Source organism: Bradyrhizobium sp. DN3 (assembly GCF_041357655.1).
Taxonomy (GTDB): Bacteria; Pseudomonadota; Alphaproteobacteria; order Rhizobiales; family Xanthobacteraceae; genus Bradyrhizobium.
This window is the reverse complement of the sequence record NZ_JAULLN010000005.1, coordinates 334,262-355,373: the sequence shown is the minus strand read 5'-3', so window position 1 is coordinate 355,373 and position 21,112 is coordinate 334,262. Positions and strand designations below refer to the sequence as shown.

Here is a 21,112-nt window from a genome sequence, read left to right as displayed (position 1 = left end):
GCGGAGCCTGTCATCGGGCCGCGCTTCGCGCGGACCCGTTGGCTCGCAATGACGAAGGGGGAGCGCTGTGTCTATTGCTGACAGCGTGATCGCGGAGGCTCCCCTCACGCTAACCTAAGCGCGGCGAGGCAGCGCACCTCGGCCAATCGTTACTGCTCTGGGCGCGGCTCGGGCTGCGCTTCCTCGGTCGGGAGCTTTGCGCTCTCCCAGCCGTCGGTGCCGTCAGGGTACCAGGCGATGTTGGAATAGCCGTACGCCATCGCGCGCTTGGCGGTGTTCCAGGACATCCAGCAATCGGCCAGGCAATAGATCACGAGCAGCGCGGCCTTGTCGCCGTGCGATGCAAGCGCGAGGCCGCGCTGGAGATAATCGTCCATGGCGGGCGGCAACGCGCCGTAGCCGGTGTCCGGCAGCCACAGGCTCCCCGGAATGTTCCTGCGCGGCGCATCGCGCCACACGGTGCCGGCAGGAAGGTTCTTCGGTTTCGGCGGGCGCGGCATCACGTCGACGAACGCACCGCTCTTCGCGCGCCAGATCGCCTCGGCTTCCGCCGTCGTCAACACACGCGCGCCCACAAGCGTCGCCGGCACCGGCGCGCGGTAATTGTCGGTGCGATATCCCTCGGGCTCGAACGGCTCCTGCTGCTGCGCCGATGCCGGCCCTGCCAGAACAGCGGCGAGCAGCGCAACGGCAAGATGCCGCTTCATGGCGTCTTCTTGACCGTCTCCGCGCCGAGCGGCCGATCGCTCTCGTCGAGCAGCGGGACGCCGAAGTCGATCAGGATCTTGTTGATCTCGCCCTGGTTCTCCTGGATCAACTTGTTCAGCTGCCGCTTCCAGTTCTGGTCGGCGGAACGCACGCCCATGCCGATGCGATAGACCAGCTTCGGCCCGGTGGTCTCCTTCACCAGTGGCGTAACGTGGAGCGAAGAGCCGGCCTTCTTCGCATAGTAGCCAGCCATCGGGCCCCACAGCACGCCGGCGTCGATCTTGCCGGCGGCAAGATCGTCGATCATGGCCTGCGCCGAATTGTCGAAGCGGGTGTCGATCATCAGCGGATAGGGCTTTGCATCGCCCATCAGACCGGCGATCGCCATGTTGGTCGCCGGCGGCGTGCCAGCGACGATGCCGACATGCTTGCCTTTCAGGCGCGCGTCTTCCAGCGTATCGACGTCCTCAAGCCCGCTGCCGGCTTTGACGACCAGCGCATAGGTCGTGCGGTAATAGGGATTGGTGCCCTGCACGAGGTCGTCGCCTTGCGGGAAGCCCATGATGACGTCGCAACGATGCGCACCCAGCGTCATGCGCACGAAGCCGGTGGCCTGCGGGAAGAACACGTAGTCGAGTTTCTTCTGGAGCTTGTCCGCCAAGAACTCGGCGAGCTTGTTCTCGAACCCCTCGCCCCTCTCGTTGGAGAACGGCAGATTGCGCGGATCGGCGCAGACGCGCAGCACCTTCGGGTCCACCAATTCGAAGGAGAGGTCGCCGGTGTCGTTGGTCTGCGCGATCGCAGCATCGCCGAACGCGCAGGATGCCATCAGGACCCACAGTGAAAACAACCAGCGACGATGTCGTCCGGCCTCCGTCATCGCGCTTCCTCCTCGTTTTGTTTGAATGCTATCCATGCAACGCATGACGCGCCAACTTTTGCCAGCTTGGTGTTGGCTTTGCTTTGCTGCAGCGCAATGCAGCAAACCCTCTGAACTGAGGCGGAAAAGTGTCTTACGTCGCTTCAATGATCGCAGCCCTATCCCTGGCGGGGATCGTCACGTTAGCACGCGCCGAGGCATCCGAATTGCCTGTGAGCGAAGTCGCGCCGGGAATCTTCGTACACTCCGGGACCATCGCCCTGATGACCCGCGCGAACGAGGGCGACATCGCCAATGTCGGCTTCATCGTGGGCGATGACGCGGTGGCTGTGATCGATACCGGCGGCAGCTACCGCGAAGGCGAGGCGCTGCTGGCCGCCGTGCGGGCGAAGACGCCCAAGCCGATCCGCTACGTCATCAACACCCACGGCCATCCCGATCATGTTTTCGGCAATGCCGCCTTTGCCGCCGGAACCACCACCTTCGTCGGCCATAGCAAGCTTCCGCAGGCGCTCGCGGCGCGCGGGCCTTTCTATCTCGACAATTTCCGCCGCATCATGGGCAGTGAGCTGATTGATCCCGTGAAGATCATTGCCCCTACCCTGCTCGTTTCGGACATGACGACCCTCGATCTCGGGTCGCGCCGACTGATCTTGCGCGCCTGGCCGGCAGGGCACAGCGACGCCGATTTGACCGTGTTCGATGAGACGACCAAAACTTTGTTCGCGGGCGATCTCATCTTTCTCCGCCACATTCCGGTCATGGACGGCAGCGTCCGCGGCTGGCTCGACACGCTGAAGGGATTGGAGGCCATTCCGGCGCTGCGCGTCGTTCCCGGTCACGGCCCCGTGAGCGACTGGCCTGCTGCACTGACCGATGAGCGACGCTACCTGTCGACGCTGCTGTCCGATGTCCGCGCTCTGAACAAGAAGGGCGAACCGATCCGAACCGCCGCCGACAAGGCCGCCGCGTCGGAACGGCCGCGCTGGGAGTTGTTCGAGGAGTACAATGCCCGCAACGCAACCGCAGCATTCTCGGAAATTGAATGGGAGTAGCGGGCGCGCTACGATGGGCGAAACGCCCGCAGGACCGTGACCATGATGGCATGCACTCGCCGCCTGACCTTGACCGCCGTACTGCTCGGCATCGCCTTCGCCGTGCCGGCGCAGGCGGAAGAGGCCTATGATCCCTGGCCGGGCCTGGTGCAGGACATCTTCAATAGCCGTCCGATGAACGACGGCAGCACCGTCATCGGCATCGAGATGCCCTATCGCGCCGAGGACGCAGCCATCGTGCCGGTGACCCTGCGCAGCAAACTGTCGCCCGGCGATGCGCGCCGCATCCGTTCGATCACGCTGGTGATCGACCGCAACCCGGCGCCGATGGCCGCCAAATTCGAGCTCGGGCCGGATGCCAATGTCACGGAAATCTCGACGCGCGTGCGCGTCAACAACTACACCGACGTGCATGCGGTGGCCGAGCTCAGCGACGGCCAGCTCTATGTCTCGAAGGTCTATGTGAAGGCCTCCGGCGGCTGCTCGGCGCCGGCGGGCAAGAACATCGAGGAAGCCAGGAACCGGCTCGGCCAGATGCGCTACCGGCAATTCGCACGCGAGGAGGCGCCGGCGAGCCGCGTGCGCGAGGCGCAGATCATGATCGGCCATCCCAACAATTCCGGCCTGCAGATGGACCAGGTCACGCAGCTCTATCTCCCGGCCTTCTTCATCAACCAGCTCAAGCTGACGCAGGACGACAGCCCCGTGCTGTCGATGGAAGGCGGTATCTCGATCTCGGAAGATCCCAATCTGCGCTTCACCTATGTCTCCAACGGCGCCAAGCGCTTTCGCGCCGAGGCAAAGGACACTGATGGGCACGTGTTCCGCAATGAGTGGGACGTGGAGAAGCCGGGGACGTGAAGATTTCTTACCCTCTCCCCCCGTGGGAGAGGGTGCCTCGCGAAGCGAGGCGGGTGAGGGGTCTCTCTCCGCGAGCGCAACTCTCAACGTCTGAGCAAGAGGAGAGATACCCCTCATCCGGCGCTTCGCGCCACCTTCTCCCACAAGGGGAGAAGGATGACACCGTCTGTGCCGCTACACTAGAAACACCGCACCTCGGCTTCGGCCTGTGCGCGCCTCAAATCATTCACCGCCGCATTTGCCTGCTCCGAGGTGCGGAACTGGACGCCGAGATTACCGCGCACCTGGGACATGCTGAGCGCGGTCTCCGCGGTGACGTAGCGCGCATAGGGCACGATCGAGGCGACCACGTCGATCGAGCAGGAACATTGCTCGATCGTGGACCGCGTCTCGCCATTGGCCTTCATGCAGCCATAGACGTACTCAGCGCGTGCCGACGTCGGATAATCATTGGCGTCCTCGGCCCGCGCCCCGCATGCGGTCGCCGCCAATACCGCCAATGCGGCGACAATCGGTCGTAGCCGTCCCGCCAGTTTCATGCGCATCCTCCCGATGGTTGCGACCAAAGCTATGCTATGCGTATTGTCCTGAAAAGCACTCCGTCAGAGGAAACGGCTCACAAGGTGATGAGAGCACTTGGTGCGATAAAGGTACTTGGTCGAACATTGGCGCTCGCGGTGACGCTGGCGTTGACCCTAGCCGCACCCGCCCGCTCCGCGGAGACCATCCGCCTTGCGGTGCAGAAAACCGGAACATTCTCCTGGGAGCTGGCCGCGATCCGCGCGAACGGTCTGGACAAGGAGGCCGATTTGTCGCTGGAAGTCAGCGAGCTCGCGAGTACCGAGGCCGGCAAGATCGCGATGCGCGCAGGCAGCGCTGACATCATCCTGTCGGACTGGCTGTGGGTGTCGCGCGAGCGCGCGCTCGGCGCCAAGCTCACCTTCTATCCCTATTCCAGCGCGCTCGGCGCGGTGATGGTGCCTGCGGCTTCTCCAATCAAGACGCTCGCCGACCTCAGGGGACGCAAGCTCGCCGTCGCCGGCGGAGCAATCGACAAGAGCTGGCTGATGCTCCAGGCCCGCATGAAGCAGGACGGCATCGACCTGAAGTCTGCGGCGACGATCGTCTATGGCGCCCCGCCCCTGATCGCCGCCAAGGCGCTCGACGGCGAGATGGATGCAAGCCTCAACTTCTGGAATTTCTGCGCGCAGCTCGAGGCCAAGGGATTTCGCCGCCTCGCCGGCATCGAGGACATCCTGCCAAAGCTCGGTGCCAAGGGCGCGGTCGCCGCGGTCGGTTATGTCTTCGAAGAGAACTGGGCGGCAAGCCATCGTGATGCCGTGGCGCGATTCATCGCGATGACCCGGAAGGCCAAAGAGCTGCTGGTGACCTCGGACGCGGCCTGGGACAAGATCGCACCGCTTACCGGCACCACCGATCCGGCCATGCTCAAGACCTATCGCGACCGCTATCGCGAAGGCATCCCGCGCCGGAGCATCGCCGACGAGGAGGCGGATGCGCGCGTGCTCTACCGCGTGCTCGCCGAGATCGGTGGCCGCGACCTCGTCGGGCCGGCGACCGAGCTCGATCCCGGCACCTTCTATCACGCGGTCCCCGGAGACTGAGGTGCTGCGTCTTCTCTCGTTTGTCCTGTTTCTCGCAATCTGGTGGATCGCCGCGCTGTTCGCCGGCGGCGCAAAGCTGCCATCCCCGCCCGCCGTGCTCCAGGTCATGATCGCGGAGGCCGCGAGCGGCGCGTTGTTCCTGCATCTCGGCGCCACGCTGGCGCGCGTCACCCTCGCCTTCGTGCTGGCGATGTCGCTCGGCAGCGCCATCGGCTATCTGATGGGACGGGTGAAGCTAGCCGACCGGCTCGGCGATCCCTGGCTGATCCTGCTGCTCAATTTACCCGCCTTGGTCGTGATCGTGCTGGCCTATATCTGGGCTGGCCTCACCGAGGCCGCCGCGATCGCGGCAATCGCCATCAACAAGCTGCCGACCGCCATCGTCACCTTGCGCGAGGGCGCCCGCGCGCTCGACCGCTCGCTCGACGAGATGGCGAGCGTGTTCGCGATGCCGCGCTGGCGCGCCTTCCGCCACGTCGTGCTGCCGCAGCTTGCGCCCTATATCGCAGCCTCTGCGCGCACCGGATTGTCGCTGGTATGGAAGATCGTGCTGGTTGCCGAGCTGTTGGGACGTCCGAACGGCGTCGGCTTCGAGATCGGCGTCGCCTTCCAGCTGTTCGACACGCCGCGGCTGCTCGCCTATTCGCTGACCTTCGCCGCCGTCGTGCTCGTCATCGAAACCTTGCTGGTGCAGCCGTTCGAAGCCCGCGCAACACGGTGGCGGCCCCGTGCGGCTTGAGGTCGAGATCACAGGCAAGACGTTCAAAAGTGCCGCCGGCGGAACGCACGAGGTGCTGGCGCCGGTCAAGTTCACGCTTGAATCCGGCGAGGTCGGTGTGCTGATCGGCCCCTCCGGCTGTGGCAAGAGCACGATGCTGCGCATCATCCTGGGGCTCGATCACGAGTTTCAGGGGCGGATCGAACGGCCGCCGCAGGCGCGGATCGGCATGGTATTCCAGGAGCCGCGGCTGCTGCCGTGGCGTTCGGTCGAGCAGAATGTGCGGCTCGCTGCACCCGATGTCAGCGACGCCAAGCTGTCGGAGCTGTTCAAAATCCTAGAGCTGGAGGCACATCGCAGCCATTTCCCCGGCGAATTGTCGCTGGGGCTTGCCCGGCGCGTCGCGCTGGCCCGCGCCTTTGCCGTCGAGCCGGATATTTTGGTGCTTGACGAGCCGCTGGCATCGCTCGATGACGCTCTCGCTGGACGCCTGCGGGATGAGATTGCGACGCTCGTCGCGAGCCGGCCAGTGATGACGCTTTTGGTGACACACAGCCTGGACGATGCAGTGCACCTGGGCGATCGGCTGTTCTTCCTGTCGGCCCGGCCAACGCGGATTGTGGCAGAGGTACCTATCGACATCCCGCGCGACACTCGCGGCGAAGCCGAGATTGCGGCGATCAAGGCCGGCCTCGCCCAACGAACTCAAGGCGACCGCGCCGAGCGAGATATCTCATAGCCGGTCGCTTGGCGGATGTGCTAGATTGGCCGGCGGCGGAGTTGATGATGACGCGGACGGTCGCCCTCTCAACGCTTGCAACGCTTGGTCTTGCACTCGTCACGATGACGGCGGGCGCGCAGGACATGATGCGTGACGTCGACCTCACCTCCCCCGCGATGGTCTCGGCCGAAATGACCAGGCCAGAGGTCGAGGCCGTGCTGGCCAAAGCGAGCGCCGCGCAGCCTGCCGATTTCACCGGCAAACGCCTGTCGGGCCTCGATCTCTCGGGGCTGGACCTGTCCAACGCGGTTCTCCGCGCCGCGCGGCTCAACAAGACAATACTTCGAGACGCCAAGCTCGACCGTGCAATCCTCGATCAGGCGTGGCTGCTGGACGCGGATCTTACCGGCGCAAGCCTGAAGGGCGCCAATCTGTTCGCATCGCAAATGGCCCGCGCGCGTCTCGACGGCGCGAACCTGTCGGGAGCACGCATCGCTGCGGATCTCACCGGCGCAAGCATGGTCGGCGCCTCAATCGCGGACGCGAAGCTTGGCGCCGACATGCGCAACCAGTCGATGGGGCTGATGCGCGCGGTGCTCAGATCCGCCAACCTGGAACGGCTGAACGCGCGCAACGCCGATTTGTCGCGCGTCGACCTCCAATTCGCGGCCCTGAGGGGCGCCGACCTGAGCGGCGCATCACTGAAAAACGCCGAACTCGGCGGAGCCGATCTGACCGGCGCCACCTTCATCGACGCCGATTTCGACGGCGCCGATCTCGTGTCGGCGAAGCTGATCGCACCGAACGGCCTTGACCGCGCCAAAAATTTCGACAAGGCAAAGAACCGCGAGCGCCTGATCAGGGAATGACGGCCCGCCTTTGGGAGGACTGGCTGATGCGTTGGGTTCTAGCTTTGATCGCGTTGTTGACGCTTGCCGGCGAAGCCGCCGCGCAGGCCAAGGGCAAGGGCATCCGGCTCTGGAATCTGACGACTGAGACGATCTCCGGCTTCCAGCTCGCTCCCGCCGGCAGGACCGACTGGGGTCCGAACCAATGCTTGAACGACAAGGACAAGGAGGTCGACCACGACGAGCGGCTGCGCATCACCGGCATCGAGCCAGGCCATTACGACGCCAGGGTGAGCTATCCCAATGGCCGGCAGTGCATCGTCCGCGGCATCGAGATCAGGGCCGACGCGGTGTTCTCAATCGCCGATAAGGATTTGAAGGATTGCACCAAGTAGCGCCGCCGCTCACGCCTTGTCATGCGTGTGCGGGTATTCGCAGCGCCACCGCACCGCCTGCCACTTCGGATGTTCGCCGACCCATTGCGCGATATAGGGCGGCGCGGCCATCGCGCATTGCCGCGGCGACCCGGAATAGTTGAACACCAGATGCTGCTCCTCGCAGGTCGCAGGCGAGAGCACCGCACACACAGTCACCACCAGGTCGATCGGGTTCATGCCGGGATCCTCTCGCCTCCGCGATCAAGAAGTAGCACAAAGGCTACGTCCACAGCAGACGGAAGTTTCAATTCCGTGCGAGTAGAACCGGGAACCTGGCAACTGCGGCCTCTCGTGAAAGTGCCCCGACCTTTGCCTATGCTGGCTAAGGTCAAACGGCGCCTTGTCGCCACTTGATTTCGTCAATAAGCTGGTTCCCCACAATTGCTAACAGGCTGATGGCTTTCACGGAAACCTCTTGGCGCGGCGTCGCGGTAACTCTGTGCCTGCTGGCGTTCAGCACCGGCACCTTGGCCATCTCTGGTCAAGGCCGACGAGCCGTTGCGGAGCCGGCGCAGCCGGACGGCGCGAATTCGGGCCGTACCGAGCCCTCCCGCACCGCAAACAGCGATCAGGCGGTAGTCAAGCTTACGCGCAGCCAACAGGGACAGATCGGACTCGAAACCGCAGTTGCCGAAACTGCTCCGCATCCTGAGCAATTCCGCGCATATGGCGCGGTGCTGGATATCTCCCGCATTACGGAGCTCACGAACAGCTACGCCAATGCTCAGGCTCAACTCCAGACGGCGCAGGCCAAGCTCGAAGTCGCCAAAAGCGCATTCGAGCGAACGAAGAATCTCGTCGAATCCGCAGCGCTCCCGAAGAAGGAGGCCGAGACCGCAGAGGGAACGTTGCGGACCGATAAGGCCGCGCTCGCCGCTGCGGAGTCGCAGCTCAGGACTCTCGCGGCCACGGCGCAGCAGGAATGGGGGCCGGTGATCGGCCGGGGAATCATCGAGCGCTCGCCCGGAGTTGTCAGGCTGATCGAACGCGATCAGTTTCTCGTTCAGGTGACGCTGCCGTCCGGCATGACTGTCATTGGGACTCCGGGAACGGCTCTCGCGCAGGCCCCGACGCGAAACGCGAACATCGATCTCCAGTATATCTCCCCGGCAACGCGCACAGATCCCCGTATCCAGGGATTGAGCTATTTCTTCTCCGCGCCTGGCGACAGCGGTCTGCTGCCCGGCATGAACACCATCGTTTACGTGCCGTCAGGCAACACTTACGAGGGAGTCTTCGTTGAAGATACCGCGATCGTCCGATGGCAGGGTCGATCATGGGTCTACCTGCGCGTGAACTCCGATAGCTTCCGACGTCATCCGATCAGCACGGATCAACCCGTCTCGGATGACGACTACGTCGTCCGAGACATCCCATCGGGTTCCGAAATCGTGGTCCGGGGCGCGCAGGTCCTGTTGTCCGAGGAGGCCAGGAGCGAGCTTCGGGGCGGCGGTGACAATGACTGACGGCATCGGCTCCAACAGGCCTGGGCCGCAAGCCGCTCTTGTCGCGTTCGCCATCCGCTTCCGCGGCATCGTGCTCGCTCTTGCATGTGCGCTGCTGGGCTATGGCCTGTTCGCCCTCGGCGAAGCCAAATACGGGGTCTTCCCTGAATTCGCGCCGCCACAGATCACGATCCAGACGGAAGCTCCCGGGCTCAGTCCGGAGCAGGTCGAAATTCTGGTCACCCAACCGATCGAAACGTCGATCAACGGCTTGGCCGGCGTCGAAAGTTTGCGATCGTCGTCGATCCAGGGCCTCTCCGTGGTGACGGTCATCTTCCAGCCGGGCAGCGACATCTACCGGGCGCGCCAATTGGTGACGGAACGTCTCGCGGCCGTGGCCGCGCGGCTGCCGCAAGGCGTGCAGCCGCCGTCGATGACACCATTGACCCCGCTAGCCGGTACGGTGCTGGTCATCGGCCTGACCTCCGACCAACTCTCGCTGATGGATTTGCGCACCATCGCGGACTGGACCGTGGCGAGACGGCTCCTGGCCGTACCGGGCGTGGCGCAAGTATCCACTTACGGCAAAGACGTCAGATCTCTGCAGGTGCAAGTCCGTCCGGACGACTTGATCCGATTCCGGGTCGGCCTGAATGACGTCTTGGCCGCAGCGCGCAAGGCGACCGGCATACGGGGCGCCGGCTTTATCGATACGACCAATCAGCGCATCACGCTGCAAACCCATGGGCAATCTTTGACGCCCGACCAGCTTGCCCGCACCGTTCTCCTGCACGAAGGCGGCGCGAGCGTGGTTCTCGGCGACGTTGCAACGGTCGTGACCGCTCCCGAGCCGCCAATCGGGGCCGCCCTCATCGACGGTGTCCCCGGCATCATGCTCATGGTCAGCCAGCAATACGGAGCGAACACGCGAGAGGTCACCACGCGAGCAGAAGCCGCGCTGCAAGGACTGCGACCGGGACTCGAAGCCGATGGGGTTCAGCTCCATGCGGACATATTTCGCCCTGCCAACTTCATCGACACGGCGACGGAGAACGTGCTGTACGCCCTGTTGATAGGCGGGGCGCTCGTGATCGTCGTTCTGTTCCTATTTTTGTTCGACTGGCGCACCTCGATCATCAGTTGCACCGCTATCCCCCTATCGTTGATAGCGGCCGTGCTCGCCCTCCAATGGATGGGCGAAACCCTCAACACGATGACGCTGGGCGGCCTTGCGATCGCCATCGGCGAGGTCGTCGATGACGCCGTGATCGGCGTTGAAAACGTCGTACGCCGATTGCGCGAAAATCGCCGGGCAACCGCGCCCAGATCCGAAGCTCGCGTCGTGCTCGAAGCCTTCCTTGAGGTACGCACGGCTGTAGCCTATGCGACCTTTGCGGTGCTGCTGGTCTTCTTTCCGATCCTGGCGCTCTCCGGCATTGCCGGCCGTCTGTTCGGCCCCTTGGCTATCGCCTACATCCTCGCGGTGCTAGCCTCGCTCGCGGTCGCCCTTACGGTGACCCCCGCGCTCTCTATGCTGCTACTCGTCGGGACGACCGGCGGACAACGCCTGCAAGAACCGCCTACGGTGCGGTGGTCCCGTCGCCACTATCAAGCCTTGCTACGTCATATCGGGCGTTTCCCGAAACTCGTGATGACGGCGGCCGCGGTTCTGACGATCGCCGGTGCAGCGATGCTGCCTTTCTTCGGCGGGACCTTCCTTCCGGATCTGCGGGAAGGCCATCTGATTCTGCACGTCTCTGCGATCCCCGGCACCTCGCTCGACGAATCGCTTCGCATCGGGAAACTGATGACGGACACGCTCCGACGTATCCCAGGCGTACGCAGGGTGGCGCAGCATGCAGGCCGAGCTGAGGCCGGCATCGACACGGTGGGTCCGCATTCCAGCGAGTTCGAAGTCGACCTGCAGCCGGGGCTCTCGGGTCAAGAGCAATCGGCGACAGAAGCGCACATCAGGGCCGCTTTGGCCGACTTCCCCGGAGTTTCTTTCTCGAGCAAGACCTACTTGACGGAGCGCGTGGAGGAGACCGTCTCCGGCTTCACCGCGGCGGTGGTCATCAACATCTACGGGCCCGATCTCGATTCACTTGAGAGCGCTGCGCGCGACGTCGCCCGAGAGCTCGACGAAGTCGCGGGTGCGATCGATGTGCAGCAACGATCCCCGCCAGGGATGCCGCAGCTTAATGTGACGCTCCGCCCGACCGATCTGCAGCGCTGGGGCCTCGATGCCGTCGAAGTGCTCGAGCTGATCCGCACCGGCTATCAGGGTGACATCGTCGGCCAGGGATACGAAGGCAATGCCGTCTTCAACGTTGTCGTTATCCTCGACCAGCATGCCCGCGCCCGGCTCACTCAGATCGGTGACCTGCCGGTGCGCACGCCGAGCGGGGCTTACATTCTGCTGAAGCAAATCGCCGACGTCTACGAAACCTCGGGCCGCTATCAGATCCAGCATCAGAATGCACAGCGGGTTCAGACCGTAACGGCGAACGTAAGCGGGCGCGATCTCGAATCTTTCGTGGCCGCCGCCAAGCGCAAGCTGGCCCGCGAGGTCGCACTGCCGCCCGGTGCGCATGTCGAATTTGCAGGAGCGGCCGAGGCACAAGCCCGGTCGCGCCGCGATCTCATCGTCAACTCCTTGCTGGCTGCGACGGGTATTTTCGCGCTGCTCGCGATGGTGACCGGCCATTTGCGAAATCTGTTGCTGGTGATGATCAACCTGCCGTTTGCGTTTGTCGGTGGCGTGTTCGCACTAGCGGTAACCGGTGGTCTGCTTTCGCTCGGATCGATGGTCGGCTTCGTCACGTTGTTCGGAATCACGCTGCGCAATTCCATCCTTATGATCTCGCATTACGAGCACCTCGTCCTCGTCGACGGTCGCGTGTGGGGACCCGATACCGCGATCGAGGGCGCTGCCGACCGTCTCGTCCCGATCCTGATGACGTCTCTTGTGACTGGTCTGGGATTGCTGCCGCTCGCACTCGGCGCAGGAGAACCGGGGCGTGAAATAGAGGGCCCGATGGCGATCGTCATCCTCGGGGGGCTCATGACCTCGATGGCACTTAGTCTGCTGGTTCTGCCCACCCTTGCGCTTCGATATGCACGTTTCAAAACGCGCTCCGAGCGCACGCAAGGCGCGTGACGGTCTAGATCACGTTCGCTGCGAAAGCGGAAACAACACTGACCAAGCAGCGTCCCCGACCGTCACTGTGGCCCGACGTCCACCGCGGCGGCCTTGATGAACTCTCATGAAGAGGAGGAGCGCATTGAATTGCGCTGAATAAGCAGAAAGCCGCGAGAGTGGCGGCCCGACACTGCCACGGCTTCGACGGCGTTTGCCATCGAAGCCGCGGCAGGTCGTCAGTCTTACTTGCGCGAAGCGCAGGCGTACATGTTGATTTCCATGCCGACCGGCACTTCTACGATCTTCGGAGCTTTCCAAGCCATTCGGGGTCTCCCAAGGTATTGAGCGCGACATCGCGCGGGGCAAAACCTAGGGCTCGGTCCCCTATAGTTCAAGCGCCGATTCGAATGCCGAACGCGTCTGTGTCGATTCTTCGCGGCCGCATTTCTCTCTCGGGCAAAGCCAGTTCCCTCTTGGTCAAGCACAGACCTGGAGGACATCACCTTGCGCGACACACCGCGCCTCGAATCGACACGACCAGCGCCACGTCGTCAGCAGTCCTTGTCGGCCATTGCCGGATTCGGCTTGGCGCCTTCGGCCTGCTGAGCAGCCGTCGGTTCACTCTGCATCTGCCGCTGCGCATCCTCGGATGAAGCCGGCGTTTCGCCGCTCGCACGATTCATCGTGCTGGTCGGCGGATGCTGACTGGTGTCGCTCGCCGAACTCGATGGATGGGATTGCGCCGAGCCCACGGTGACCGGGCCAGACCCGGCATCCTTGTCAGTGGCTGCACTGCCGGTTTTGCAGGGGCCCGCGACGGCGACACCGGCGCTCAACGTCAGGATCGCGCAGGCAGCAAGAACGGATCGTTTGGTGTTCATCTGCATGATCTCCTCTCCTCCCGCCGCGCAGCCCCACAACGCCAGGCAGGCCATTTCGGGGAGAACAGGCCCGGCAGCCCGATGTTCCGAGTGTCGGGGCGGAATTAATCGCAATGCCGCCGCCGCCACGTCCGTTCCAGGGGCACGCGCTCAGCGCAGCAGCCGCAGCAGCGCGCGGCCGGCCCGCGAGTTCAGCTCTTTTGCATCGAGCGTGCCATCCTTGTCCGGATTGGCCGCATTGAAGCGCTTCTCCACCACGGACAGGTATTCGTCGAGCGTAAGAGTCCCGTCACGATCGGGATCGGCGGCGGCGAGCTCTTTCGCCGACAACCGCCCGCGCAACTCGCGTGCATCGAGCGTGCCGTCATGATCGGGGTCGAGCTTGGCGAATAATGCGCTGGCCGCCTTCTTCACCTCGGCGAGATCGAGCGTGCCGTCATTGTCGGTGTCGAACATCTTGACCGCGTTGCCGGATGCCGCAAGGGCCGGACCGGACAGCAATGCAACCGTGAGCGCAAGCGTAATTGAGCGACGTGACCTCATTGAAACCTCCTGCCAACCTCGATTTGAGCGAGCACGAAACTGACATAAGTCCACAATCAAGCCCCGGTTCAAGTCGAAAATTACAACCTGCGCGCGCCAGACTTACGGAACCCCGCGGCGTCAGCCTAGTCGCCTCCGTCGGACCGCTTCGCGTCGCGGAATTTCTCCAGCGTCTGCGCACAAGTGAGAGCGGGCTGTCAGGTTTCCGTCAGGTGACTGGCCTCTGGCATTCAACATGTTGGCGTCGCACTCGCGACTTTCGTATTGACGCGTTTTGCATTCGGGCGGAGTGTTGTTCCCGCAGCGTCAAAAGACGCGCATATTGGGAGGAACGGATGAAACGCTTTGCGATGGCCGCGAGCCTCGTCATGCTTGCATCGACTTGTGCAAGCGCACAGACCACCGAGCAACTGGTCAAGGGCGCGACCGATACATCGAACGTTCTCAATTACGGGATGGGCTACAATCTCCAGCGTTTCTCGACGCTGAACCAGATCAACAAGGACACCGTCAAGAACCTCGTCCCGGTCTGGAACTACTCTTTCAACGACGATCGCAGCGAGGAATCGCAGCCGCTGGTGTACCAGGGCGTGATCTACGTGACCTCGCACAATGCGACCATGGCGGTGGACGCCAAGACCGGCAAGCAGATCTGGAAAACCAAGGTCGAGTATCCCGCCGAGACGCCGCGCATCGTCTGCTGCGGCATCATCAATCGCGGCGCCGCGCTCTACGACGGCAAGGTATACCGCACCACGCTGGACGCCAACGTGATCGCCCTGGACGCCAAGACCGGCAAGGAGCTGTGGCGGCAGAAGGCCGCCGACATCAAGGAAGGGTATTCGATGACGGTGGCCCCGCTGGTCGCCGACGGCGTCGTCATCACCGGCATCTCCGGCGCCGAATTCGGCACGCGCGGCTTCATCGACGGCTGGGATCCGGCGACGGGCAAGCATCTCTGGCGCACCCATTCGATCCCCTCGCCGGACGAGCCCGGTGGCGACACCTGGAAGGGCGACACCTGGAAACTCGGCGGCGGCTCGACCTGGATCACCGGGTCCTACGATCCCGAGCTGAACACGGTCTACTGGGGCATCGGCAATCCCGGCCCGTTCAACTCGGCGGTGCGACCCGGCGACAATCTCTACACCTGCTCCGTGCTGGCAATGGATCCAAAGACCGGCAAGATCAAGTGGCACTACCAGTTCTCGCCGAACAATCCGTTCGATTATGACAGCGTGGCCGAGATGGTGCTCGCCGACATGAACGTCGAGGGCAAGCCGACCAAGGTGCTGATGGACGCCAACCGCAACGGCTTCTTCTACGTGCTCGACCGCACCAACGGTAAGCTGCTCGCGGCCAACCCATACGTGAAGGTCAACTGGGCGACCAGCATCGACATGAAGACCGGACGTCCGATCGAGACCGACGTTTCGAAGGACGCGCGCGAGGGCAAGAAGGTCACCGTCTATCCGTCGATCCTCGGCGGCAAGAACTGGGAGCCGATGTCGTTCAATCCGCAGACCGGCCTGGCCTATGCCAACACGCTCGCCTTCGGCGGCAGGTACAAGACCGAGCCCGTCACCTTCAAGCAGGGTGAATGGTATCTCGGCATGGACCTGACCGACCTCTGGGAGTACGGAGACGGCCCGCGCGGCCATCTCAAGGCGATCGATCCCTTGACTGGCAAGGCGAAGTGGGAGGCCCCCGTCGACATCCCGCGCTTCTCCGGCGTGCTGTCGACCGCAGGCGGCGTCGTGTTCACGGGCGCGCTGACCGGCGAGTTCGAGGCCTTCGATGCCGACAGCGGCAAGAAACTCTGGCAGTTCCAGACCGGCTCCGGCATCGAGGGACAGCCGGTCACCTGGCAGCAGGACGGCGTGCAATATGTCGCAGTGACGAGCGGCTATGGCGGCGTCTACTCGCTGTTCTCCGGTGACGAACGACTGGCCAAGGTGCCGCCCGGCGGCTCGCTGTGGGTCTTTGCAGTCAAGCAGTGACCACAGGCACGATGCTGAAGGAGATATCTCACAAGACGGCGGCGATCTTCGCCGCCGTCGCGGTGCTGACGGTCGCGTTTGTGGCGACCGTTCGTGCCGCGGACGACGCAACCGGCAATCCTCTGCAGGCACAGATCGACCACGGCAAGTCGACCTATGCCGAAAAGTGCTCGCACTGCCACGGCCCCAACCTGATGAACTCCGGCACCATCACGCCGGACCTGCGCGCGATCCCCGACGACAAGACGCGCTTCATCACCACGGTGAAGAACGGCAAGAACAACAAGATGCCGCCCTGGGGCGACATCCTCAACGACGACCAGATCGGGGACCTCTGGGCCTTCATCTCCAGCCGGAGGAAGCCATGAGGCGTTGGCTCGCCGCGTGGAGCGTTGCCGCGATCCTCGCGGCGGCGCCTACGGTTGCGCACGCGGCCGATGATCCGCTGAGGATCTGTCTTGATGAAGGCCGGCCGCCGCTCTCGGTGCATCAAAAGGGCAAGCCGGATGCGGGCTTCGACGTGCTGCTGGCGCAGGCGGTCGCCGAGCGCCTGCGACGGCCCCTGACGATCCAGTGGTTCGAGAGCAAGCTCGATGAGGATTCCAGCCCACAGCTCGAGGCCAATGCGCTGCTCTCGGACGGGCGCTGCGCGTTGGTCGGCGGCTACGCGCTGACGCAGGATTCGCTCGTCAAGCCCGGCATGAAAACGGCGCGCCTGCCGGATTTCGCCGGCGCCACGCGCGAGGACCGGCGGCGCCGCGTCGCGCTCGGCGTGCTCACGCCGAGCCAGCCCTACGTCTATTCGCCGATGACGGTGGTGCTCGGGCCGAAGGCGAAGGGCCGCAAGATCGGCGACATTGGCGATCTCGCCGGCCTTCACCTCGTCATCGAAAGCGGCTCGCTCGGCGATGCCATCCTGATGACCTTCGACAAGGGCCGCCTGATCGACAACATCACCCATCTCGTGCCCGGCCGCGACGACCTCCTCGGCGCGCTCCAGCGCGGCGACCATGACGCGACGCTGATCGATCTTGCGCGCTTCGATGCCCATCGCGCCGCGCACCCCGATACGGCGATCACCGCGTCCGGCTACTATTATCCGATCGGCGCCAATCGCGGCTATGTCGGGCTTGCCAGCGATCCCGCGCTGATCGAGGCCGTCAACACGGCGCTCGGCCAGCTTGCCGCCGAAGGCAAGATCGCCGAATTCGGCGAGCAGGCCGGCCTCACCTATCTGCCGCCGCGCGAGCCTGCGATCCTCGGCGACGTCTGGATGAAGATCATTCAGCGGTGAGAGTTGGTCGCGAAGAGCGATGGCGCCGCCACGCGCTCCATTGTCATCGCCCGCGAAGGCGGGCGATCCAGTATCCCAGAGGCGGTTGCGATTGAACCGAAAGGCCGCAGCGTACTGGATGCCCCGCCTTCGCGGGGCATGACAGCGAGCGTGCGGCGAATGCGCGCCAAAATCGGCTCGCTGGCTTAGGAGGCTCCCGACATGCGGAAAGCGCGGCCGCCCGGATGAGCCGAACAGGACAACCTCCCTCCAATGCGCCAATCTGTCTCGCCCGTCGGCCATGGCAGTGACGGCTTGATGCAGTACCAAGGAAACCAATGCGCTGTATCAGCGCGAATTGCCGGTCTGGATCGAGAGCGCGAAGTCGCTCGGCCTCGAGCCGGCTTGAACCGGGAGAAGGCGCGGTCGCGCTTGCTTGCCGCTCTCTTGGCCAGCCTTCCCTATATCGCCATGTCGGCGTGACAGGCGTCGCAGCCGACGCCACGCGGCCGGCACAACGTCGTCGGCGACCGGCCGCAGCGCGACAAGCCTAAAGCGAGATGGGATTAGGACGAGTCGTCGTCGCGCTTGAGGTTATTGTTTGAGCATGATCTTTTCGGAAAACCGCTGCACACTTTTCCGGATCATGCTCTAATGCTCGTTCGAGCTCGCGGTGCCCTGCTGCGCCTTGTGGATCGAGGACGGCACCACGCCAAAATATTTCCGGAACACGCGGCTGAAATGCGATGAGCTGGAGAAGCCCCAGGAGAACGCGACGTCGGTGATGGTCTTGCCGGCGTGGGCCTCGAGCTCCTGGCGGCAGTTCTGCAGGCGCGCCTGCCAGATGTAATCGCTCACCGTGGTGCCGCGCTCCGAGAACAGCATGTGCAGATAGCGCTTGGAGCAGCCGAGCTCGGTCGAGATCTGATCGATGCACAGATCCGGATCGCGCAGATGCTCGCGGATGAAGAACTGCGCGCGCACATACATCGCTTCCGGTCCGACACGGTCGAACATCGTGTCGGCCTCGCGCAGCGGCAGCAGCAAGAGGTCGATCAGCGAATCGGCCACGCCGACCGCGCTGTTCGCCGACAGCTTCGCCGCCTCGTCGAAGGTGGCGTGGACGAAATCATGGGCGATCCGCCCCGTCCCGGTCTTCGCCGACAATTTGCACGCCGGCATCCGCTGCGAGGGGAAGCCGCGGTCGCGCAGCAGCGCCTTCGGCACGATCACCACGTCGTGGCGGGTGAAGGCGGGGCTGATGATCGAATGCGGGCAGGAGACGTCATAGGCGATGATGTCGCCAGGGTTGAGTTCGATGTGGCGGCCCTCTTGTTCGAAATAGGACACGCCGTAGGTCTGGAAGTGAATCTTGATGTAGGGATGTTCGTTGGCCTTGGCGCGCGCCATCGTGTGCGCGATGCGGTGCTGGCTGACCTCGATCTGGCAGAGCTTCAGGCGCGAAACGGTGGTGTAGTCGATGCGACCTTCGAGCGAGGAGGCCTCCAGCGGATCGACGTCGAAATAGCCGCACAGGCTCGTCAGACCATCGATCCAGCTCTGGATCTGCCGCTTCGGCGTCAGCCCGGTCGTCGAGAGCGTGTGAATTGTGTCGGACATTGATCCAGCCACTGGTTTGATCCGGAGATTCGACGCGAATCGCGACCAGCGCTGCTGGAGCCCTCAGCCGTGATTGCGTGACGTTTACCTCAAACTTAGGCGATCTTTTGGAACTTGCGCCTCCGTTCCACTGCCACCTTTGAAACTTAATCCTCCGCCTTAGTTGCAGCGCCGTCAAGGGGAACATAGGCGCGGACCGCCGTGCAAGCCGGCGCGGAAATCGCTGAATTCGCTACTGCAAAATCAAAATCTTCGTGCCCGTGCGCTGTCGAGCAAACCGGCTTCTCTCTTGGGCAAGTTTCCCGTTGACGAAGTCGTTAGGGATTGCGGCAGGAACAACAAGAACGGGCCGCTCCTGCACACACGGACCCGTGGCTCTCATCAGGAGGAGGAAACAGCACAGCATCGTTTCTGGTCTCGATCGTGACCGCCCTGCACGAGCAGACGCCGGACGAGAAGCCCGGTGATTAAGCAATGCTTCGGAAACAATAAACGACCAACGGAGGAATTAACTATGCGCAAGGTGCTACTGGCGACCTATCTTGGCTCCGCGGCGGCTCTCGCCGTCGGCAGCGCCTCAGCTAATGACGAGCTGATCAAGATGTCGCAGAACCCGAAAGACTGGGTGATGCCGGCGGGCGATTACGCCAATACCCGCTATTCCAAGCTGAACCAGATCAATGCACAAAACGTCGGCAAGCTCCAGGTCGCCTGGACCTTCTCGACCGGCGTGCTGCGTGGTCACGAAGGCGGCCCGCTGATCATCGGCAACGTGATGTACGTCCACACGCCGTTCCCGAACAAGGTCTACGCTATTGACCTTTCCAACGAGAACAAGATCATCTGGAAGTACGAGCCGAAGCAGGATCCGAACGTCATCCCGGTGATGTGCTGCGACACGGTCAACCGCGGCCTGTCTTACGGCGACGGCAAGATCATCCTGCATCAGGCCGACACCAACCTCGTCGCGCTCGACGCCAAGACCGGCCAAGTGGCCTGGTCGGCGACCAACGGCAATCCTGCGAAGGGCGAGACCGGTACGTCGGCCGCGCTGGTCGTCAAGGACAAGGTCCTGGTCGGCATCTCCGGCGGCGAATTCGGCGTGCAGTGCCACGTCACCGCTTACGATCTCAAGAGCGGCAAGCAAGTCTGGCGCGCCTATTCCGAAGGTCCGGATGATCAGATCAAGCTCGATCCGGCCAAGACGACGTCGCTCGGCAAGCCGGTCGGAGCTGACTCCAGCTTGAAGACCTGGCAGGGCGATCAGTGGAAGATCGGCGGCGGCTGCACCTGGGGCTGGATCTCCTACGATCCCGCTCTGAACATGGTCTATTACGGGTCGGGCAACCCCTCGACCTGGAATCCGAAGCAGCGTCCCGGTGACAACAAATGGTCGATGACCATTTTCGCGCGCGACGCGGACACCGGTATGGCCAAGTGGGTCTACCAGATGACGCCCCATGACGAGTGGGACTATGACGGCGTCAACGAGATGATCCTCACGGATCAGCAGATCAATGGGCAGCCCCGCAAGCTCCTGACCCATTTCGACCGCAACGGCCTCGCCTACACCCTCGACCGTGAGAATGGCGAACTCCTGGTCGCCGAAAAGTACGATCCGAAGGTGAACTGGACCTCCGGCGTCGACATGAACAAGAGCTCGCCGACCTACGGCCGTCCGAAGGTGCTTGACGCAGCTTCGACCGACAAGGCGGGCGAGGACGTCAACGTGAAGGGCATCTGCCCGGCCGCGCTCGGCACCAAGGACGAGCAGCCGGCAGCCTACTCGCCCGACACGCAGCTGTTCTACGTTCCGACCAACCACGTCTGCATGGACTACGAACCGTTCAAGGTGAGCTACACCGCGGGCCAGCCCTATGTGGGTGCGACGCTCTCGATGTATCCGCCGCAGGGTGAAAGCCACATGGGCAACTTCATCGCCTGGGACGGCAAGACCGGCAAGATCGTCTGGTCGAACAAGGAGCAGTTCTCGGTCTGGTCGGGTGCGCTCGCAACCGCCGGCGGCGTGGTGTTCTACGGCACGCTCGAAGGCTACCTGAAGGCAGTCGATGCCAAGTCCGGCAAGGAGCTCTACAAGTTCAAGACTCCCTCCGGCATCATCGGCAACGTCACCACCTATGAGAACAATGGCAAGCAGTACGTTGCCGTGCTCTCCGGCGTGGGTGGCTGGGCCGGCATCGGTCTGGCAGCAGGTCTGACCGATCCGACCGCCGGTCTCGGCGCCGTCGGTGGCTACGCGGCCCTCAGCAACTACACGGCGCTCGGCGGTACGCTGACCGTGTTCTCGCTGCCGAACTAGGCCCCGCTCAGCATCGCTCCGGCGCGTGGATCAAC

At 63.6% G+C, this 21,112-nt stretch carries 21 protein-coding genes; 13 read left to right on the top strand and 8 right to left on the bottom strand.

Annotation, left to right across the window (positions count from 1 at the left end; genetic code table 11):
- Positions 1 to 149: 149 nt before the first annotated feature.
- The gene (locus tag AAE027_RS10875; protein WP_370987762.1) at positions 150 to 707 is read right to left on the bottom strand and encodes a PQQ-dependent catabolism-associated CXXCW motif protein; all 558 of its coding nucleotides are present in this window, start codon (positions 705 to 707) and stop codon (positions 150 to 152) included.
- Positions 704 to 1,588, bottom strand: coding sequence for a substrate-binding domain-containing protein (locus AAE027_RS10870; RefSeq protein ID WP_370987761.1), 885 nt, complete (start codon positions 1,586 to 1,588; stop codon positions 704 to 706). Before AAE027_RS10870 ends, AAE027_RS10875 begins: the two co-directional genes overlap by 4 nt.
- Positions 1,589 to 1,734: 146 nt before the next feature.
- Between AAE027_RS10870 and AAE027_RS10865 the strand changes: the two genes are divergently transcribed.
- Together AAE027_RS10865 and AAE027_RS10860 are read left to right on the top strand one after the other, a co-directional pair.
- Positions 1,735 to 2,643 (top strand): quinoprotein relay system zinc metallohydrolase 2, encoded by a 909-nt coding sequence (locus AAE027_RS10865; RefSeq protein ID WP_370987760.1) that lies wholly within the window; start codon positions 1,735 to 1,737, stop codon positions 2,641 to 2,643.
- Between the two features lie 42 nt (positions 2,644 to 2,685).
- Positions 2,686 to 3,504: a quinoprotein dehydrogenase-associated SoxYZ-like carrier gene (locus AAE027_RS10860; protein ID WP_370987758.1), complete on the top strand. Its 819-nt coding sequence runs from the start codon at positions 2,686 to 2,688 to the stop codon at positions 3,502 to 3,504.
- A 179-nt stretch (positions 3,505 to 3,683) separates the two neighbouring features.
- On the opposite strand, the gene AAE027_RS10855 is transcribed toward AAE027_RS10860, so the two are convergent.
- Positions 3,684 to 4,043 carry a hypothetical protein gene (locus AAE027_RS10855; RefSeq protein ID WP_370987757.1) on the bottom strand — a complete coding sequence of 120 codons (360 nt, stop codon included), beginning with the start codon at positions 4,041 to 4,043 and terminating at the stop codon, positions 3,684 to 3,686.
- An 87-nt stretch (positions 4,044 to 4,130) separates the two neighbouring features.
- Here AAE027_RS10855 and AAE027_RS10850 point away from each other — a divergent pair, with 87 nt between their 5' ends.
- From AAE027_RS10850 to AAE027_RS10830, 5 genes are read left to right on the top strand one after another with little or no spacing between them, the layout of a single operon-like run.
- Positions 4,131 to 5,129, top strand: a complete 999-nt coding sequence (locus AAE027_RS10850) for an ABC transporter substrate-binding protein (protein WP_370987756.1) — start codon at positions 4,131 to 4,133, stop codon at positions 5,127 to 5,129.
- Between the two features lies 1 nt (position 5,130).
- Complete coding sequence (locus tag AAE027_RS10845; protein WP_370987755.1) at positions 5,131 to 5,868, top strand: ABC transporter permease; 738 nt, start codon at positions 5,131 to 5,133, stop codon at positions 5,866 to 5,868.
- A complete protein-coding gene (locus AAE027_RS10840) occupies positions 5,858 to 6,586 on the top strand; it encodes an ABC transporter ATP-binding protein (protein ID WP_370987754.1) in 729 nt (242 codons plus the stop codon). The genes AAE027_RS10845 and AAE027_RS10840 overlap by 11 nt, the downstream gene beginning before the upstream one ends.
- Positions 6,587 to 6,633: 47 nt before the next feature.
- Positions 6,634 to 7,437, top strand: coding sequence for a pentapeptide repeat-containing protein (locus AAE027_RS10835; RefSeq protein WP_370987776.1), 804 nt, complete (start codon positions 6,634 to 6,636; stop codon positions 7,435 to 7,437).
- 26 nt (positions 7,438 to 7,463) lie between these two features.
- On the top strand, positions 7,464 to 7,811 hold the full coding sequence (locus AAE027_RS10830; protein WP_370987775.1) for a hypothetical protein: 348 nt from the start codon (positions 7,464 to 7,466) through the stop codon (positions 7,809 to 7,811).
- A gap of 9 nt (positions 7,812 to 7,820) precedes the next feature.
- Here AAE027_RS10830 and AAE027_RS10825 read toward each other — a convergent pair whose 3' ends face one another.
- Positions 7,821 to 8,030 carry a hypothetical protein gene (locus AAE027_RS10825; protein ID WP_091896419.1) on the bottom strand — a complete coding sequence of 70 codons (210 nt, stop codon included), beginning with the start codon at positions 8,028 to 8,030 and terminating at the stop codon, positions 7,821 to 7,823.
- A 218-nt stretch (positions 8,031 to 8,248) separates the two neighbouring features.
- On the opposite strand from AAE027_RS10825, the gene AAE027_RS10820 reads away from it, so the two are divergent.
- On the top strand, positions 8,249 to 9,319 hold the full coding sequence (locus AAE027_RS10820) for an efflux RND transporter periplasmic adaptor subunit (RefSeq protein ID WP_370987753.1): 1,071 nt from the start codon (positions 8,249 to 8,251) through the stop codon (positions 9,317 to 9,319).
- Complete coding sequence (locus AAE027_RS10815; RefSeq protein ID WP_370987752.1) at positions 9,312 to 12,458, top strand: efflux RND transporter permease subunit; 3,147 nt, start codon at positions 9,312 to 9,314, stop codon at positions 12,456 to 12,458. The genes AAE027_RS10820 and AAE027_RS10815 overlap by 8 nt, the downstream gene beginning before the upstream one ends.
- A gap of 224 nt (positions 12,459 to 12,682) precedes the next feature.
- Here the strand turns inward: AAE027_RS10815 and pqqA are convergent, their stop codons facing one another.
- From pqqA to AAE027_RS10800, 3 genes are all read right to left on the bottom strand, one after another.
- Positions 12,683 to 12,763 (bottom strand): pyrroloquinoline quinone precursor peptide PqqA, encoded by an 81-nt coding sequence (gene pqqA / locus AAE027_RS10810; RefSeq protein ID WP_008562446.1) that lies wholly within the window; start codon positions 12,761 to 12,763, stop codon positions 12,683 to 12,685.
- A 228-nt stretch (positions 12,764 to 12,991) separates the two neighbouring features.
- A complete protein-coding gene (locus AAE027_RS10805; RefSeq protein ID WP_091896457.1) occupies positions 12,992 to 13,327 on the bottom strand; it encodes a hypothetical protein in 336 nt (111 codons plus the stop codon).
- A 144-nt stretch (positions 13,328 to 13,471) separates the two neighbouring features.
- Entirely contained in the window at positions 13,472 to 13,864 is a 393-nt protein-coding gene (locus AAE027_RS10800; RefSeq protein ID WP_091896411.1) for an EF-hand domain-containing protein, read from the bottom strand.
- A 335-nt stretch (positions 13,865 to 14,199) separates the two neighbouring features.
- On the opposite strand from AAE027_RS10800, the gene AAE027_RS10795 reads away from it, so the two are divergent.
- The 3 genes from AAE027_RS10795 to AAE027_RS10785 are packed head-to-tail and all read left to right on the top strand — an operon-like array spanning position 14,200 to position 17,158.
- On the top strand, positions 14,200 to 15,864 hold the full coding sequence (locus AAE027_RS10795; RefSeq protein ID WP_370987751.1) for a methanol/ethanol family PQQ-dependent dehydrogenase: 1,665 nt from the start codon (positions 14,200 to 14,202) through the stop codon (positions 15,862 to 15,864).
- 11 nt (positions 15,865 to 15,875) lie between these two features.
- Complete coding sequence (locus AAE027_RS10790; protein ID WP_370987774.1) at positions 15,876 to 16,232, top strand: c-type cytochrome; 357 nt, start codon at positions 15,876 to 15,878, stop codon at positions 16,230 to 16,232.
- Entirely contained in the window at positions 16,229 to 17,158 is a 930-nt protein-coding gene (locus tag AAE027_RS10785; RefSeq protein ID WP_370987750.1) for a substrate-binding periplasmic protein, read from the top strand. The genes AAE027_RS10790 and AAE027_RS10785 overlap by 4 nt, the downstream gene beginning before the upstream one ends.
- A gap of 630 nt (positions 17,159 to 17,788) precedes the next feature.
- Here the strand turns inward: AAE027_RS10785 and AAE027_RS10780 are convergent.
- A complete protein-coding gene (locus AAE027_RS10780; RefSeq protein ID WP_091896399.1) occupies positions 17,789 to 18,757 on the bottom strand; it encodes a helix-turn-helix domain-containing protein in 969 nt (322 codons plus the stop codon).
- Between the two features lie 514 nt (positions 18,758 to 19,271).
- On the opposite strand from AAE027_RS10780, the gene xoxF5 reads away from it, so the two are divergent.
- On the top strand, positions 19,272 to 21,077 hold the full coding sequence (gene xoxF5 / locus AAE027_RS10775) for a lanthanide-dependent methanol dehydrogenase XoxF5 (RefSeq protein WP_370987749.1): 1,806 nt from the start codon (positions 19,272 to 19,274) through the stop codon (positions 21,075 to 21,077).
- Positions 21,078 to 21,112: the final 35 nt, after the last annotated feature.